The sequence below is a fragment of the Allobosea sp. GW821-FHT09G06 genome, assembly GCF_059416005.1.
The window spans coordinates 1,117,644-1,132,935 of the sequence record NZ_JBWKOI010000001.1; the positions used below are offsets into that span (position 1 = coordinate 1,117,644).

Genomic DNA, 15,292 nt, shown 5'->3' on the forward strand with positions numbered 1-15,292 from the left:
TCTTCTTAGCATCGGCTTGGTCCGAAAACCGGTTCCCACTTTTCGGGCCGATGCGCTAGGCCGCTTTCCGGCCGCGTGTGGCAAGCCAGAGGCCGGTCAGCGCCTCAAAGCGCTTGGCCATGTCGGCGATCGCCGCCTCGTCGTCGAGCTTGCCCGAGAGCCAACCCTCGGCCGCGTTCATGAAGATGGTGCGGCCGACGGCGAAACCCTTGACGATCGGGGCGGAAGCCGTGGCGGCGAAGCCGGCCTCCAGCTCCTCGGCGGGCGCATCGAGCCCGAGCAGCAGGACGCCGCGGCACCAGGGATCATGCTTCGCGATGGACTTCTCGATCGCGGCCCAGGCGGCGGGGGAGGATTGCGGCTCCAGCTTCCACCAGTCGGGCTTGATGCCGAGCGCGTAGATTTCCTCCAGCGCGCGGGAGATCGTGTCAGCGCCGAGCGGGCCGTTTTTGCTGGCGATGATCTCGATCAGCAGTTCGCGGCCGACCTTGCGCGCCGCTTCGAACAGGCCGCGCAGCTTTTCCTGCTGCTCGCGCTTCAGCTCTTCGGAATCGTCCGGGTGATAGAAGCAGAGCGCCTTGATGCAGTGATCGACCGGCCATTCCGGCAGCAACGAGCCGATATCCTGACTCGTCTCGAAGCGCAGCGGGCGCGAGCCGGGGAGTTCCACAGGGCGGCCGAGCCAGGCGAAGGGATGGCGGGCGAATTCGAACATCGCCTCGCGGCCATGCTTCTCGTCGAGCAACATGCCGTAGCCGGGGCGGCCATCGGCGACGCGGGCGGCGGCCTTGACCGCCAGAACTTTGAAGTCGCGGATGCGGGCGGGTTCGGCACCGAGCTTCGCTGCGAGTTCTTCGAGTTGCGAGCGATGATCGCAGGCCAGCGCCATCAGTGAAGGCACATCCCGGCGGCGCGTCGTCGCCCAGTGAATGTGGTTGATATCGGCGTCCTTGCGGAGCGCCCGGTGCGGGCTGCCCTCTTTCAGGAAATATTGCAGCTCCTCGAAGGTCGGGCTTTCCGGCGAGCAGAGCAGGCGCGAGACGGCGAATGCGCCGCAGGCATTAGCCCAGGTCGCGGCCGTGGCGAGGCTTTCGCCGCCGAGCCAGCCGCGCAGGAAGCCGGACATGAAGGCGTCGCCGGCGCCAAGCACGTTGTAGACCTCGATCGGGAAGCCCTTGCCGATGATGCCCTCTTCGAGGTCGTCGGGGATCGCGCCTTCATAGACGATGCAGCCCATCGGGCCGCGCTTGAGCACGATGGTGGCCGGCGTCAGCGAACGGATCGTCTTCAGTGCGGGCAGGAGTTCGCTCTCGCCCGAGGCGATCAGAACCTCTTCCTCGGTGCCGATGATCAGGTCGCAGCCGGGCAGGACCGTCTTCATCCGCTCGGAGACGGCCTGCGAGGCGATGTAGCGATTGTCGCCGGCATCATGGCCGGCAAGGCCCCAGAGATTGGGGCGATAGTCGATGTCCAGCACGACCTTGCCGCCGTTGCCGTGCATCAGCTTCATTGCCTTGCGCTGGGCAGCCTCCGGGCCGGGGCGGGCGAAATGCGTGCCGGTGACGACGACGGCGCGGGCCTTCGCGATGAAGGCGGGGTCGATATCGCCTTCCTCCAGCGCCATGTCGGCGCAGTTCTCGCGGTAGAACAGCAGGGGGAAGGATTTGTCGCTCTCGACCGAGAGGATAGCGAGCGCGGTCAGGCGTTCCGGGTCGGTCTTGAGGCCGTCGAGATTGACGCCCTCGCGCGCAAGCTGCTCGCGCAGAAAGCGGCCGAACTGCTCATTGCCGACGCGGGTGAGCAGGGCCGAGCGCAAGCCGAGCCGGGCTGTGCCGATGGCGATATTGGCGGGGCAGCCGCCGACCGATTTGGCGAAGGAGGTGACATCCTCCAGCCGCGAACCGATCTGCTGGCCGTAGAGATCGACCGAGGCGCGGCCGATGGTGATGACGTCGAGCGCCTGCGTCGATCCGCCGAGCGGTCCCGTCATGTCTCTCTCCCGGCTGCGCTGGTCATTGGAGCCGAGCGGCCCCTGTTGCCGGAATGAAATAATAATTCCAGCTTCTCGTCAATGCGGAATGTACATTCCCTAAAGCTTTAGGAGGCTCCGCCGCGCCGACCCTTGCCGCGCCCGGCCCGGCGCGCCTCGCCGACGCCGACCGCCAGCGCCATCGAGAGCGCCATGGTCGAGGCCAGGGTGCGGAATCCGCCGAAATCCGCCTCGGCGACTTCGAACCAGAGCTTGGCGATGCTGGCGAGCGGGGAGAAGGCGCTGTCGGTGATGGCGACGAGCGGCACGCCGCGCTCGGCGAGGCCGCGCGCGTCCTCGATCGTCGCAGGCGCATAGGGCGAGAAGCTGATGACGAGGACAGCATCCTTCGGCGTGGCGAAGGCGATGATCTCCGGATCGAGGCCGGCGGCCGACTCGACGAGCTGGTTGCGGACTTCGAGCTTGCCGAGCGCATAGGCCAGATAGCTCGCCACCGGATAGGAGCGGCGCCGGGCGAGGATATAGATCGTCTCGGCCCGGGCGAGCACATCGATCGCGCGGTCGAGCGTCGCTTCGTCGAGGGTGCGGCTCATCACGTCGAGCGATTTGCGCGAGGCGGTGAGGAAGCCGTCGAGAATGCGATGGTTGCCGGCCGCCGTGCCGTCGCCGACCCGCAGCGTGTTGAGGCGTTCCTCATAGCTCGAATTGCGCTCGCGCAGTCGTTCGCGAAAGACGCTTTGCAGGCTGGTGAAGCCGTCGAAGCCGAGATGCTGGGCGAAGCGGATCAGGGTGGAGGGCTGGACGCCGGCCGAGATCGCGATGCTGGCAGCGGTGCCGAAGGCGATCTCGTCGGGATTATCGAGGGCATAGGCCGCGATCTGGGCGATGCGCTTGGGCAGGCTCTCGCGCTGGGCGAGAATCGATGCGCGCAATTCGTCGAAGTCGCGCGGCAGCTCCGCAACGGCGGTTTCGCTCATCCTGGGTTCCCGTTGCCGTCCCTGTTGCGACAGTTCTGGCAGCGAAGCGGAAATGGAGCAAGCGTTCCAAAGGAGGAATGAACGCTCGATGCCGCGTCAGCCTGGCAGGCCGGCAGTGCAGCTCTGGCCGCCATCGACCGGCAGGCAGACGCCGGTGATGAACTTCGCCTCGTCGGAGGCGAGGAAGATCGCGGCGTTGGCGATGTCCCAGGCGGTGCCCATCTTGCCCATCGGCACCTGCGCGTCGCGGGCGGCGACCATCTCCTCGACGGAGCCGTATTGCGAGGAGATCTGCTTGTAGATCAGCGGCGTGTCGATCAGGCCGGGCATGATGCAGTTCGCGCGGATGCCCTGCCTTGCGTATTGCATCGCGAGCGCGACCGTCGCCTGGTTCACAGCCGCCTTCGTCGCGTAATAGGCGAAGTACGGGTAGCCGGTCCAGCGGATGGCGGCGAGCGATGAGATGTTGACGATCGCGCCGCCGCCGGCCTTCAGCATCTCCGGAATGACGGCCTTGGCGCAGCGATAGACAGAGCCGAGATTGAGCTGGAGCGAGGCGTTGAACTGCTCCTCCGACAGTTCGACCGGGCCGCCCATGTGGGTGACGCCGACATTGTTGTGGAGGATGTCGATGCGCCCGAAATGCCCCACGGTTTCGGCGACGCAGGCCTCGACCGAGGCGAGGTCGGTGACATTGGCGGCGAGGGCCAAGGCCTTGCCGCCCTCGCCGGCGATGATCGCGGCGGTCTCCTCGGCGGCATCGCGGTTGAGGTCGATGCAGGCGACGCCGGCGCCCTCGCGGGCATAAGCGACGGCCGCGGCCTTGCCGTTGCCCCAGCCGGGGCCGGAGGAGCCGGCGCCGAAGACGATGGCGATCTTGCCCTTCAGCCGGTCGGCCATGTGGTGTTCTTTCGATGAGGGACGAGAAGGGCGCGGGATTCCCTCTCCTTACAGGAGAGGGTTCCCCGCGCCTCATGGTCGTGTCCGGCGCCCGATGATGAGGGTGGCTGTCGATCAGCTCAGCGAGCTGCCGACGGCCTTCTCCAGGATCGCCCAGGCCTCGTCGCCGTACTTCTTCTTCCACTCGGCGTAGAAGCCGGCCTTGCGCAGGGCGTCGCGGAAGGCGTCGGCCTTGGTCTCGTTGATGGTCATGCCCTTCGAGGCGAGCTCGCCCTGCAGGCCGGCATTGAGCTTGGCGACGTCCTCGCGCTCCAGGAGCGCGGCGGCATTGATGTTCTTGGCGACGATGGCGCGCAGGTCTTCCGGCAGGCGCTCCCAGGCGCGGCGGTTGGCCAGGAACCAGAAGCCGTCCCACATGTGGTTGGTCAGCGAGAGGTACTTCTGCACCTCGAAGAGCTTGGCCGTCGCGATGATCGCCAGCGGGTTCTCCTGGCCGTCGACGACCTTGGTCTGCAGCGCGGTGTAGACCTCGGCGAAGTTGATCGAGGCCGGGGCCGACTGGAAGGCGGTGAACATCGAGGTCCAGAGCGGCGAGACCGGCACGCGGATCTTGAAACCCTTGAGGTCCTCGGGCGTGTTGATCGGGCCCTTGGACGAGGTGATCTGGCGGAAGCCGTTGTCCCAGATCTTGTCCATGACGACGAGATTGGCCTTGCCGATCTGGCCGCGGACGTAAGTCCCGAGCTCGCCGTCCATCGCCTTCCAGACCGCGTCGTAGTTCGGGAACGCGAAGCCGATGCCGGAGAGCGAGGCGTTGGCGACGAGCGTCGAGAGGATCAGCGGCGAGAGCGTGAAGAACTCGACGCCGCCCGAGCGGACCTGGCTCAGCATGTCGGTGTCGGAGCCGAGCTGGTTGTTTGGGAAGATCTGGATGTCGACCCGGCCGTTGGTCTCCTGCTTGATCTTCGCCACCGCCTCGTTGGCGCGGGCGTTCAGCGGGTGCGCGACGGGCAGGTTGTTGGCGTATTTGTAGGTGAATTCGGCGGCCTGGGCATTGGCGCGGCCGATATGGAAGGTACTGAGCGCGGAGGCGGCGGCCGAGGCCTGGAGCAGTGTACGGCGCGAAATGGTCATGAGCGTTTCTCCTCGGGGATTGTCTGGTTTCTTGTTGTGAGCTTCACAGCACCCAGGTCGAGAGGCCGGGCACGAGGGCGATGACGATGAGGCCGACGATCAGGGCGATGAGATAGGGCCAGATCGCGCCCATCGCCTCGTCGGGCGAGACGTTGCCGATCTTGCAGGCGATGTAGAAGCCGATGCCGATCGGCGGCGCCATCAGGCCGATATTCATCGCGGTGACCACGACCATCGAATAGTGCACGTCGTTGATGCCGAGATTCTTGGCGATCGGGAACATCAATGGCGCCATCAGCACGATCGCCGGCAGGCCTTCCAGCACGCAGCCGAGGATCATGAAGACGACGATGGTCACCGCCATGAAGGAGAGCCAGCCGCCGGGCAGGTTCGCCATGAAGACGGCGAGGTCGCGGGCGAAGCCGGTCTGGGTCAGCGCCCAGGCCATGGCGAGCGCCGTGCCGAGAATGACCAGGATCGCCCCGGAAAGCGCCGCGGTCTCGACCAGCATCTGGTAGAACTTGCGCGGGCTGATGCCGCCATAGAGCACGATGCCGATGACCAGCGCATAGAGCACCGCGATGGTCGAGACCTCGGTCGCGGTCGCGACGCCGCCGCCGACCGCGGCACGGATGATGAAGGGCAGGACCAGCGCCGGGGCCGCGACGAGCGCGACCTTGCCGATCACCGCGAGTGGCGCGCGGCGCACGCCCTTCATGTCCTCCGCCGCCGCCTTCCAGCGAGCGAGGCCGGCGAGCGCGACGAGCAGCACGCCGGCGATGACGAAGCCGGCATTGAACAGGCCGGCGATCGAGACGCCGGCGACGGAGCCGAGCACGATCAGCACGATCGAGGGCGGCACGGTGTCGGCCATCGCGGCGCCGGTCGAGAGCAGCGCGATCAGGTCCTTGGGCTTGTAGCCGCGCCGCTTCATCTCCGGGAAGAGCGCGGGCGCGACCGTCGCCATATCCGAGACCTTGGAGCCCGAGATGCCCGAGACGAGATAGAGCGAGCCGAGCAGGACATAGGACATGCCGGCGCGGACATGGCCGAGCAGGGAGGCCAGGAAGTCGACAATCGCCTTGCCCATGCCGGTGGCGTCGAGGATACAGCCGAGCAGAACGAAGATCGGCACCGAGAGCAGGATGAGGCTCGACATGCCCTCGTCCATGCGCCCGATCATCACGATCATCGGGACATTGGTCGAGAAGGCGAGGAAGGCGAGCGTACCCAGCCCGAAGCAGAAGGCGATCGGAACGCCCGCGACGAGGCAGGCGGCGACGACGCAGACCAGGAAGATCAGGATATTGTAGTAGCCGAGGGTCTTCAGCGTCGGCCCCAGCAGCCAGAAGGCGAGGCCGAACCCGCCGATGATCAGCACCGATGCCGCGATATCCGCCAGACGCCCGGTCTTGAAGGCATAGCGGATCGTCAGGAGCAGCATCAGCGCGATGCCGACGGCGATGGCCGAGACCCGCCAGCTGACGGGAATGTTGAGCGCGGCCGAGGTGACGTAGCTCTCTTCCACCGCGTAATCGATGGCCGGGTAGACCATCGCCGCCAGGAAGGCGGCAACGGCGATGAGTGCCAGCGTCTCGACGAATTCGCGCAGGCGCGGCGGCATCATGCCGACGAAGAGCGTCAGGCGCAGATGCTCGTTGCGATCGACGGCGATGGCGGCGCCGAGCATGGCGAGCCAGATGAAGCAAATCGAGGCGACCTCGTCGACCCAGACGAAGGGCAGCGAGAAGACGTAGCGCGAGATCACGCCGAGCAGCAGCACGCCGATGATGAAGGCGACGAGGGCGGCTGCGACGATCTCGACCGGGCGCATGATGGCGGAGCCGGGGCGCGCGCCCTCGTTCTCGCTCAGGTTCTCTGGGATATGCAGCGTATCGACGACATCGACCATGCGATGGCCTCAGATGCCGGTCGTCAGGCGCACTGCACCCGTGCTGTGTGGAGCCCTCAGGGCCATCGTTCCGTTCCTCCCTTCGCGCCGATCTTGTGTGTCGTCGGCGTCGATTGCGGTCCACACTGTGAATAGCCGGGCAGCGGGACGGGCCGCAGATTACACGAGGGGGGCGGCATTGCAATCCGCAAAGCGCCCATCTACGGTTGCGAGATAAGAATAAGGTCCATATCATGGACCATCTGGAGGAGCGCTTGCCGCAGAATTCCGTGCCGGAAGTCGGGTTATCCGGCTCGCAGAGCGTCGACCGCGCTCTGGGGCTGCTCTCGCTGATCGGGCGGGAGCCGGCCGAAGGCTTGCCGCTTGGCGAGATCGTCTCCGGCAGCGGCCTCAACAAGCCGACGACGCGGCGCCTGCTCATGGCCTTGATGCGGGCGGGGCTCGTCGAGCAGGAGCCGCTGACGCGGCGCTATTGCCTGGGAGAAGAGGCGTTCGTGCTCGGCGTGCTGGCGGCGCGTCGCCACGGCCTGCTTGAGATCGCGATGGACGGCCTGAGGCGGCTTTCGGCCGAGACGCAGGATACGAGCTTCCTCACGGTTCGGCGCGAGAATTACGCGATTTGCCTGCACCGGGAGGAGGGGACCTATCCGGTGCGCACCCATGCCTTGCAGGCCGGTGACCAGCATCCGCTCGGCGTCGGCGCGGGCTCGCTCGCGCTGCTGGCGGCGCTGCCCGACGATGATGTGGACCGGGTCATTGCGGCCAATGAAGCGGCGCTGCTGGCGCGCTATCCAGGCTTCGCGCCGGAGGCCTTGCGGGTCGATATCGCGGCGACGCGCGAGCGTGGCTTCTCGCTCAATCCTGGCCGGCTCGTCGCCAGTTCATGGGGCATCGGCCGGGCTTTCCGCTATCCGGACGGGCGTGTCGCGGGCGCTCTTTCGATCGCCGCAATCGACAGCCGGATGACGCCTGGCCGGCAAGCGGAGGTTGCTGTGCCGTTGGCCCGCGAGGCCGAGCGGCTGGAAGCGCTGCTCAAGCAGATGTTCGTATCCAAAGGGGCTGCGCGGCCGACCGCGCCTGCCGCCCCGCGATCCATCGAGACAGGGAGAGCCGCAAAATGAGCTCTGCAACCACAACCCCGACCGGGGGCGTCGTGCCGATGACGCGGCGCGTGATGAACCTCGCCCATATCGCGACGCAGAATGCGCGGCGCCTGCCCGCGCATCCCGCCTTCATCTGGGGCGAGAAAATCCTCGACTGGGCGGAGATCGATGCGCAGGCCTCGGCGCTGGCCGCGGGTTTGAAGGCGCGCGGCATCGGCAAGGGCGACCGCCTGCTGGTCCATTCCAAGAATTGCGACGCGATGTTCGTCTCGATGTTCGCGACCTTCCGGCTTGGCGCCGTCTGGGTGCCGACGAATTTCCGCCTGCTGCCCGACGAGGTCGCCTATCTCGCCACGGCTTCCGGCGCGAAGGGCTTCCTCTGCCATGGCGATTTCCCGGAGCATGCGGCGGTGGTTGCTGCCGCGAGCCCGGCGCCTGAGTTCATCTGGCGGATCGGGGATGCCGCTTTCGGCGAGGACGAGGTCGGCGCGGTGATCGCGCGCCATCGCGGCGAGCGCGTCGAGAACGCCGCGGTGGAGCATGACGATCCCTGCTGGTTCTTCTTCACCTCCGGCACGACCGGGCGCTCCAAGGCCGCGGTGCTGACCCATGGCCAGATGGGCTTCGTCATCACCAACCATCTCTGCGACCTCGTGCCGGGCTCGACCGAAAAGGACGCTTCGCTGGTCGTGGCGCCGCTCTCGCATGGTGCGGGCGTGCATCAATTGATGATCTCGGCGCGCGGGGCGACCTCGATCCTGCTGCCGACCGAGCGCTTCGACATCGACGAGGCCTACCGGCTGATCGCCAGGCACCGGGTCAGCAACATCTTCACCGTGCCGACGATCCTGAAGATGCTGGTCGAGCACCCCGCCGCCGACCAGCACGATCATTCCAGCCTGCGCTACATCATCTATGCGGGCGCGCCGATGTATCGCGAGGACCAGAAGGCGGCGCTGAAAAAGCTCGGCAAGGTGATCGTCCAGTATTTCGGATTGGGCGAGGTCACCGGCAACATCACCGTGCTGCCGCCCGCCCTGCATGAGGCCGAGGACGGGCCGAATGCCCGCATCGGAACCTGCGGATTCGAGCGCACGGGCATGCAGGTGCAGATCCAGGACGATGAGGGGAAAGAGGTCGAGCCTGGCGTTCAGGGCGAGATCTGCGTGATCGGGCCTGCCGTCTTCGCCGGCTATTACGACAACCCGGAAGCCAATGCGAAATCCTTCCGCAATGGCTGGTTCCGCACCGGCGATCTCGGCCATATGGACGAACAGGGCTTCGTCTACATCACCGGCCGCGCCTCGGACATGTATATCTCCGGCGGCTCGAACATCTACCCGCGCGAGATCGAGGAGAAGATCCTGACCCATCCCGCGATCGCCGAGGTCGCCGTGCTCGGCGTGCCCGATCCGGTCTGGGGCGAGATCGGCATCGCCGTCTGCGTCAATCGGCCGGGCCAGAACGCGACCGAAGCCGAGATCGCGGATTTCCTCGGTCCCAAGATCGCCCGCTACAAGATGCCGAAGCGCTTCCTGTTCTGGGAGGCCCTGCCGAAATCGGGCTATGGCAAGGTGCCGAAGCGCCTCGTCAAGGACGAGCTGGAAAAGCGCGGCGAGCTCGATTTCCTGAAGGGGAAGACGTCGTGAGACGCATCCAGCAGCCCGGCACCGGCACGCCCGAGCGTATCCAGTGGGTGGAATGCGGCGGGCGCGCCTTCTCGCTGACACTGCCGGCTGGCGTGCCATTGCTGGAGGCGGTGAGGAGCGGGTTTGCGGCCGAAGGTTTCGTTTCGGGCGTGGTGAAGCTCGACCGGTTGAAGCTCGCGCCCTTCGCCTATGTCATGCCCGCGCTGTCGAAGACACCGGAGCATGCTGCCTTCTACAGCGAGACCTTCCGGCCGGAAGGCGGCGCGCGGATCGAGGTCGGCGCGATGACCTTCGGCCAGCGCGACGGCGCGCCTTTCTTCCATGCTCATGCGCTGTGGGTTGAGGGCGACGGCAAGCGCAGTGGCGGGCATATCCTCCCGGACGAGACGACCGTCGCGGAGACGATCACGTTGCAGGTCGTCGGGCTCGACGGCGCGGTGTTCACAGCCGAGCCGGATAGCGAGACGCATTTCAAGCTGTTCGGGCCGGTGTCCGCCGGATCAGGTGGTGCCGGGGCAGGGCGGTTCTTCGCGCTGCGCGTGAAGCCGAATGTCGATTTCTGCGGAGCGCTGGAAGCTTTCTGCGCTGAGTGCGGCATCCGCGAGGCGGTGATCCATGGCGGCGTCGGCTCGACCATCGGGGCGCGCTTCGTCGCTGGCGGCGTGGTCGAGAATTTCGCGACGGAGGTTGCGATCACCGATGGGCGGGTCGTGCGTGGTGCGGGCGGATTCGAGGCGGCAATCGATGTCGCGCTGGTCGACTATAGCGGCGCGCTGGCGAGCGGGCGGTTGAAGCGCGGCGACAACCCAGTGCTGATGACCTTCGAGCTGGTGTTGCAGGCGCGCTGACGCCGCGAAGCGTCAGCCGCCCTGCTGCTTCGCGATCTCCCGGTTGCGCAAATCCTTGCGCATGATCTTGCCTGTCGCGGTCAGCGGTAGCGCCGTCACAAATTCGACCTCGCGCGGATACTGGTAGGCCGCCAGCCGGTCGCGTACGAAGGCCTGGATTTCAGTCGCGAGCTCCGCCGTCGGCGTCACATCCGGCTTCGGCAGGACGAAAGCCTTGACGATCTCGGTGCGGACGGGATCGGGCACGCCGACCACCGCGACCATCAGCACGGCCGGGTGGCGGATGATGCAGTCCTCGATATCGCCCGGCCCGATGCGGTAGGAGCCCGAGGAGATGATGTCGTCGTCGCGGCCCTGGAACCAGAAATAACCCTCCTCGTCGCGGGCGCCGCTATCGCCGGTGACGAGCCAGTCGCCGATGAACTTCGCCGCCGTAGCTTCCGGCTGGTTCCAGTATTCCAGCATCATCACGGGATCGGGTCTCGCGACGGCGATCAACCCCTGCTCGCCATCAGGCAGTTCGCGGCCTTCGGGCGAGATCACCGTGACGCGGTGGCCGGGCACGGCGCGGCCCATCGAGCCGGGCTTCACCGGATAGAGGCTGGCGCAATTGGAAACGAGCAGGTTCGCCTCGGTCTGGCCGTAGAACTCGTTGACCGGGAAGCCGAAGGTCTCGCGGCTCCAGTCGAGCATGTCGGCGCCGAGCGTCTCGCCGCCGGTGCCGATCGAGCGCATCTCGTAACCGAAGCGCTTGGGATTGACGACCTGCCGCATCAGCTTGAGCGCGGTCGGCGGCAGGAAGGCGTTGCGCACCTTGTGCCTGTTCATCAGGGCGAAGGCGGCTTCGGGATCGAACTTGCGGGCGCGGGAGGCGAGAACCGGCACGCCGCAATACAGGCTGGGCAGCAGCACATCGAGCAGGCCGCCGATCCAGGCCCAGTCGGCCGGCGTCCAGAACAGGTCGCCGGGCTGCGGGAAGAATTCCTGCGGCAATTGCACGCCCGGCAGATGGCCGAGCAGGACGCGATGGGCATGCAGTGCGCCTTTCGGCTTCCCCGTCGTGCCGGAGGTGTAGATGATTACGGCCGGATCGTCGGCGCGCGTATCGGCGGCGGTGAAGCGGTCGGAGGCCTTCGCCATCTCCGTCTCGAAATCGAGATGGCCGGAGGCGCCGACGACGAAGATTTTGCGCAGGTTCGGCAAGGCATCGCGGATTGCCTCGACCTTGCCGATATTCTCCGCGTCGGTGACGAGCACGCTGGCGCCGCTATGGCCGAGGCGATGCTCCAGCGCCTCGGGACCGAACAGGATAAAGAGCGGCAGGGCGATCGCGCCCAGCTTATAGGCACCGAGATGAGCGATCGCGGTCTGCGGCGATTGCGGCAGGAGGATGCCGACGCGCTCGCCCGGCCCGATGCCGTGAGCGCCGAGCAGATTGGCGAAGCGGTTCGAGGCGCGGGACAGTTCGTTGAAAGAGAGCGTAGCGACCTTGCCCCCGTCCTCTTCGAAGATCAGCGCCGGCTTGCCTGAGCCATCCGCATGCGCGTCCGAGCAAGCGGTGCCGATGTTGAAGCGCTCGGGAATGCGCCAGGCGAAGCGGCGCAGCGTGTCGTCATAGGTGGTGCCGCGTTCGAGCATGTCTGGCCTCGGCCTGTTCGCAGAGGCCCGATTAGGCGTGCGATGACCGGAACTGGCAAGCGGCGGGCAGACGCATCCGGTGTGGGAAGAAGGGCATCCTGGCGGAAGGGGAGGAGTCGCCGCGGTGCCCGTCCCATGTTATACATTTTGTAGAACATGGAGGGTTGAGGCGATGAGCGAGCTGAAGAAGGTCGAGGAGACCGAGGCGACTGTCCTGCAGATTCGCAAGATCGGCAATTCTCTGGGACTGATTCTGCCGAAGGAGTTGCTGGCGCAACTCGGGTTCAGCGAGGGCGACAAGCTCGAGTTAGTCCGGCAGCCTGAAGGAGCTCTCAAGTTGCAGCGGCATGACAATATTCATGCGCGTGCGATGGCGATCGCACGGAAGGCCATGAAGGACTATGCCGGGACGTTGCGAGAGCTTGCCAAGTGACGGAGCCGCTCTGGCTTCCGTTCGAGTCGGTCTGCGACATCCATTCCGAGCAGCTCGTCCTGTTCGGCGGGCCTGACGGCATTCGTGACGCGGGCCTGCTCGAATCGGCGCTCGCGCGCCCGATCAATCGCTTCGCCTATGGCGAGACCGATCTTGCAGCGCTAGCGGCCTCCTATGCCTTCGCGATCGCGCGCAATCATCCTTTCATCGACGGCAACAAGCGCGTCGCCTTCCTCGCGATGATGACGTTTCTGCGCCTCAATGGCGTCGCCTTCGCGCCGTCGCAGGCGGATGCTGCCGCCGCGATCCTCGCACTTGCGGCAGGCGAGGTCGACGAGGACGGGCTGACGCGCTGGATCCGCGACAACTGGCCGAAGGACATGCCGGCATGACCAAGCCGATCTGGGTCGAGGCCGCGATCAACGGTCCCTGGGGCCAGGAGCGCCAGCCCGGCATTCCCATCAGCATTCCCGATATCGTTGCGGATGGCATCGCGGCCGTGGAGGCGGGTGCGGCGATCGTGCATCTGCATGTCTACGATATGGCGACCGGGCGCCAGCGCGACGACTGGGAACTCTATGCGCAGGCGATCGAGGGTATCCGGGCGAAGGTCGATGCCATCGTCTATCCGACGATACCGATCCTGGGCTCAGGCTATGCCGGCGACATGATCGGCTCCGGCCGCTACACCCATCTCGAAGAGCTGGCGAAGCGTGGCTTGGCCGAATGGGGCGTGCTCGATCCCGGCTCCTGCAACTGGACGACCTTCGCCGGCATCCCGCAAGGCGAGGCAGGCTTCATCTACCAGAACCCCGGCGAGCATATCCGCGAGGGGATGGAGGTGGCCGAGCGCCACAAGGTCCACCCGAGCTACGCGATCTACGAGCCCGGCTTCACGCGCCTCGGCGCGGCTTTGGCCAAGGCCTATCCGGGCATGCCGATGCCGATCTACCGGTTGATGTTCTCGGATGCCTTCGCCTGGGGCTTTCCGCCGCGCGAATGGGCGCTCGAAGCCCATCTCAGGCTGCTGGCCGAGGATGCGCCAGAGGCGCCAGTGATGATCGCCGGGCTCGGCGTCGAGCTCCGCGATCTTATCGGCCCGGCCGTGGCGCGGGGCGTCCATGTCCGCGGCGGGCTGGAGGATGCGCCTTTCGGCTGCGACAAGACGAATCGTGAATTGATCGCGGATACGGTCCGCTTGGTCGAGGCCGCCGGCGGGAAGCCTGCCAGTGCGGCCGAGGTGCGGGGCTGGCTTTCGCGACAAGCGAAGGGAGAGGCGCTATGAGCCTGCGCGACAAACTGCTCGAACGGTTCCTGCGCTATGTCGCGATCGAGAGCCAGAGCGACATGAAGGCGACGAGCCTGCCGAGCACGCCGGGCCAGCAGGTTCTGGCGGAGCTGCTCGCGGAGGAATTGCGCGCGCTCGGGCTGGAGAATGTTGTCATCGACGACCACGCCACGGTGACGGCGCTCAAGCGCGGCACGAGGCCGGGCGCGCCGCGCATCGGCTTCATCGCCCATGTCGATACGGTCGATGTCGGACTGTCGCCGGTGGTCAAGGCGCAGGTGCTGCGATTTGAGGGCGAGGATCTTTGCCTCAATGCGGAGAAGGACATCTGGCTGCGCGTCGCCGAGCATCCCGAGATCGCTCCCTACAAGGGCAGCGAGATCGTCTTCAGCGACGGCACCAGCGTGCTCGGCGCCGACAATAAGGCAGCAGTCGCGATCGTGATGACGCTGCTGGCGGAGCTGCGTCCCGAGGACGAGCATGGCGACATCCTCGTCGCCTTCGTGCCGGATGAGGAGATCGGCCTGCGCGGCGCCAAGGCGCTTGATCTCGCCCGGTTCGACTGCGATTTCGCCTATACGATCGATAGCTGCGAAGTCGGCGAGGTCGTCTGGGAGAATTTCAACGCCGCCATGGCCGAGATCGTCTTCACCGGCGTCACCGCCCATCCGATGTCGGCCAAGGGCGTGCTGGTGAACCCGCTGATGATGGCGCAGGACTTTATGGCGTCCTTCGACCGGGCGCAGACGCCGGAGCATACCGAGGGGCGCGAGGGCTACACCTGGTTTCTCGAACTCGTGGCCACGCCGGCCGAGGCGGTGCTCAGGGCCAATATCCGGGATTTCGACAAGACGTCCTTCGCGGCACGCAAGCGCCGGATCGGTGAGGTCGCGGCGGAGATCGCCCGGCGCTATCCGACCGGGCGCGTCACCTCGGAGGTCAGTGACGTCTATGGCAACATCGCCGACAGCCTGGGCGAGGACCGGCGCTCGCTCGACTTGCTGATGGCGGCGCTGGCCGAATTGCAGATCGCGCCGAAGCTGATCCCGATGCGCGGCGGCACGGACGGGGCGGCGCTCTCGGCGCGCGGCCTGCCGACGCCGAATTTCTTCACCGGCGCGCATAATTTCCACTCGCGCTTCGAGTTCCTGCCGCTGCCGGCTTTCGAGACCTCCTACGAGGTGGCGCGGCGCATCTGCCTGCTGGCGGGGCAAGAAGTCTAGCGCCACACGGTTGTCATTCCGGGGCGTGCCGCAGGCACGAATCTGGAACCCACGACTGGGTGAGCGGCTTGCAACGAGGCATCGACTGTTTCACCCAGTCGTGGTTTCCGGGTTCTTCGCTGCGCGAAGCTCCGGAATGACAAGGAGGCACTGCGCGCGGCTTGTCGCATTGGCGCACGGCCTGCCGGCGCCTACAT

13 protein-coding genes are annotated in these 15,292 nt (G+C 66.3%); 7 read left to right on the top strand and 6 right to left on the bottom strand.

Translation table 11 applies throughout. The features are described from left to right. Positions 1-55: 55 nt before the first annotated feature. The 5 genes from AC07NY_RS05355 to AC07NY_RS05375 form a co-directional block, all read right to left on the bottom strand. On the bottom strand, positions 56-1,990 hold the full coding sequence (locus AC07NY_RS05355) for a bifunctional 5-dehydro-2-deoxygluconokinase/5-dehydro-2-deoxyphosphogluconate aldolase (protein ID WP_494582324.1): 1,935 nt from the start codon (positions 1,988-1,990) through the stop codon (positions 56-58). 107 nt (positions 1,991-2,097) lie between these two features. Next, a complete protein-coding gene (locus AC07NY_RS05360; protein WP_494582326.1) occupies positions 2,098-2,967 on the bottom strand; it encodes a MurR/RpiR family transcriptional regulator in 870 nt (289 codons plus the stop codon). Positions 2,968-3,063: 96 nt separating this feature from the next. Further along, positions 3,064-3,867 (bottom strand): SDR family NAD(P)-dependent oxidoreductase, encoded by an 804-nt coding sequence (locus tag AC07NY_RS05365; protein WP_494582328.1) that lies wholly within the window; start codon positions 3,865-3,867, stop codon positions 3,064-3,066. A gap of 114 nt (positions 3,868-3,981) precedes the next feature. Continuing rightward, positions 3,982-5,001, bottom strand: a complete 1,020-nt coding sequence (locus tag AC07NY_RS05370; protein ID WP_494582330.1) for a TRAP transporter substrate-binding protein — start codon at positions 4,999-5,001, stop codon at positions 3,982-3,984. A 43-nt stretch (positions 5,002-5,044) separates the two neighbouring features. Continuing rightward, on the bottom strand, positions 5,045-6,913 hold the full coding sequence (locus AC07NY_RS05375; RefSeq protein ID WP_494582332.1) for a TRAP transporter large permease: 1,869 nt from the start codon (positions 6,911-6,913) through the stop codon (positions 5,045-5,047). 233 nt (positions 6,914-7,146) lie between these two features. On the opposite strand from AC07NY_RS05375, the gene AC07NY_RS05380 reads away from it, so the two are divergent. The 3 genes from AC07NY_RS05380 to AC07NY_RS05390 are packed head-to-tail and all read left to right on the top strand — an operon-like array spanning position 7,147 to position 10,513. After that, positions 7,147-8,034: an IclR family transcriptional regulator gene (locus tag AC07NY_RS05380; protein ID WP_494582333.1), complete on the top strand. Its 888-nt coding sequence runs from the start codon at positions 7,147-7,149 to the stop codon at positions 8,032-8,034. Further along, a complete protein-coding gene (locus tag AC07NY_RS05385; RefSeq protein WP_494582335.1) occupies positions 8,031-9,665 on the top strand; it encodes an acyl-CoA synthetase in 1,635 nt (544 codons plus the stop codon). The genes AC07NY_RS05380 and AC07NY_RS05385 overlap by 4 nt, the downstream gene beginning before the upstream one ends. After that, positions 9,662-10,513, top strand: a complete 852-nt coding sequence (locus AC07NY_RS05390) for a PCC domain-containing protein (protein WP_494582337.1) — start codon at positions 9,662-9,664, stop codon at positions 10,511-10,513. The genes AC07NY_RS05385 and AC07NY_RS05390 overlap by 4 nt, the downstream gene beginning before the upstream one ends. Positions 10,514-10,525: 12 nt before the next feature. Here AC07NY_RS05390 and AC07NY_RS05395 read toward each other — a convergent pair whose 3' ends face one another. Next, complete coding sequence (locus AC07NY_RS05395) at positions 10,526-12,151, bottom strand: acyl-CoA synthetase (RefSeq protein ID WP_494582338.1); 1,626 nt, start codon at positions 12,149-12,151, stop codon at positions 10,526-10,528. A 172-nt stretch (positions 12,152-12,323) separates the two neighbouring features. On the opposite strand from AC07NY_RS05395, the gene AC07NY_RS05400 reads away from it, so the two are divergent. Genes AC07NY_RS05400 through pepT form a run of 4 tightly spaced genes read left to right on the top strand, consistent with a single transcriptional unit; the run spans position 12,324 to position 15,095 of the window. Next, positions 12,324-12,584: an AbrB/MazE/SpoVT family DNA-binding domain-containing protein gene (locus AC07NY_RS05400; RefSeq protein ID WP_492285048.1), complete on the top strand. Its 261-nt coding sequence runs from the start codon at positions 12,324-12,326 to the stop codon at positions 12,582-12,584. Then, positions 12,581-12,976: a type II toxin-antitoxin system death-on-curing family toxin gene (locus AC07NY_RS05405; RefSeq protein WP_492285047.1), complete on the top strand. Its 396-nt coding sequence runs from the start codon at positions 12,581-12,583 to the stop codon at positions 12,974-12,976. The genes AC07NY_RS05400 and AC07NY_RS05405 overlap by 4 nt, the downstream gene beginning before the upstream one ends. After that, a complete protein-coding gene (locus AC07NY_RS05410) occupies positions 12,973-13,869 on the top strand; it encodes a beta-keto acid cleavage family enzyme (RefSeq protein WP_494582339.1) in 897 nt (298 codons plus the stop codon). The genes AC07NY_RS05405 and AC07NY_RS05410 overlap by 4 nt, the downstream gene beginning before the upstream one ends. Then, on the top strand, positions 13,866-15,095 hold the full coding sequence (gene pepT / locus AC07NY_RS05415) for a peptidase T (RefSeq protein WP_494582340.1): 1,230 nt from the start codon (positions 13,866-13,868) through the stop codon (positions 15,093-15,095). The genes AC07NY_RS05410 and pepT overlap by 4 nt, the downstream gene beginning before the upstream one ends. Positions 15,096-15,292 lie beyond the last annotated feature (197 nt).

Excerpts from the sequence above, each read along its gene's own strand:
- AC07NY_RS05355 (WP_494582324.1), bottom strand. The coding sequence starts at position 1,990 with ATGACGGGACCGCTCGGCGGATCGACGCAGGCGCTCGACGTCATCACC.
- AC07NY_RS05360 (WP_494582326.1), bottom strand. The coding sequence starts at position 2,967 with ATGAGCGAAACCGCCGTTGCGGAGCTGCCGCGCGACTTCGACGAATTG.
- AC07NY_RS05365 (WP_494582328.1), bottom strand. The coding sequence starts at position 3,867 with ATGGCCGACCGGCTGAAGGGCAAGATCGCCATCGTCTTCGGCGCCGGC.
- AC07NY_RS05370 (WP_494582330.1), bottom strand. The coding sequence starts at position 5,001 with ATGACCATTTCGCGCCGTACACTGCTCCAGGCCTCGGCCGCCGCCTCC.
- AC07NY_RS05375 (WP_494582332.1), bottom strand. The coding sequence starts at position 6,913 with ATGGTCGATGTCGTCGATACGCTGCATATCCCAGAGAACCTGAGCGAG.
- AC07NY_RS05380 (WP_494582333.1), top strand. The coding sequence starts at position 7,147 with ATGGACCATCTGGAGGAGCGCTTGCCGCAGAATTCCGTGCCGGAAGTC.
- AC07NY_RS05385 (WP_494582335.1), top strand. The coding sequence starts at position 8,031 with ATGAGCTCTGCAACCACAACCCCGACCGGGGGCGTCGTGCCGATGACG.
- AC07NY_RS05395 (WP_494582338.1), bottom strand. The coding sequence starts at position 12,151 with ATGCTCGAACGCGGCACCACCTATGACGACACGCTGCGCCGCTTCGCC.
- AC07NY_RS05400 (WP_492285048.1), top strand. The coding sequence starts at position 12,324 with ATGAGCGAGCTGAAGAAGGTCGAGGAGACCGAGGCGACTGTCCTGCAG.
- AC07NY_RS05410 (WP_494582339.1), top strand. The coding sequence starts at position 12,973 with ATGACCAAGCCGATCTGGGTCGAGGCCGCGATCAACGGTCCCTGGGGC.
- pepT (WP_494582340.1), top strand. The coding sequence starts at position 13,866 with ATGAGCCTGCGCGACAAACTGCTCGAACGGTTCCTGCGCTATGTCGCG.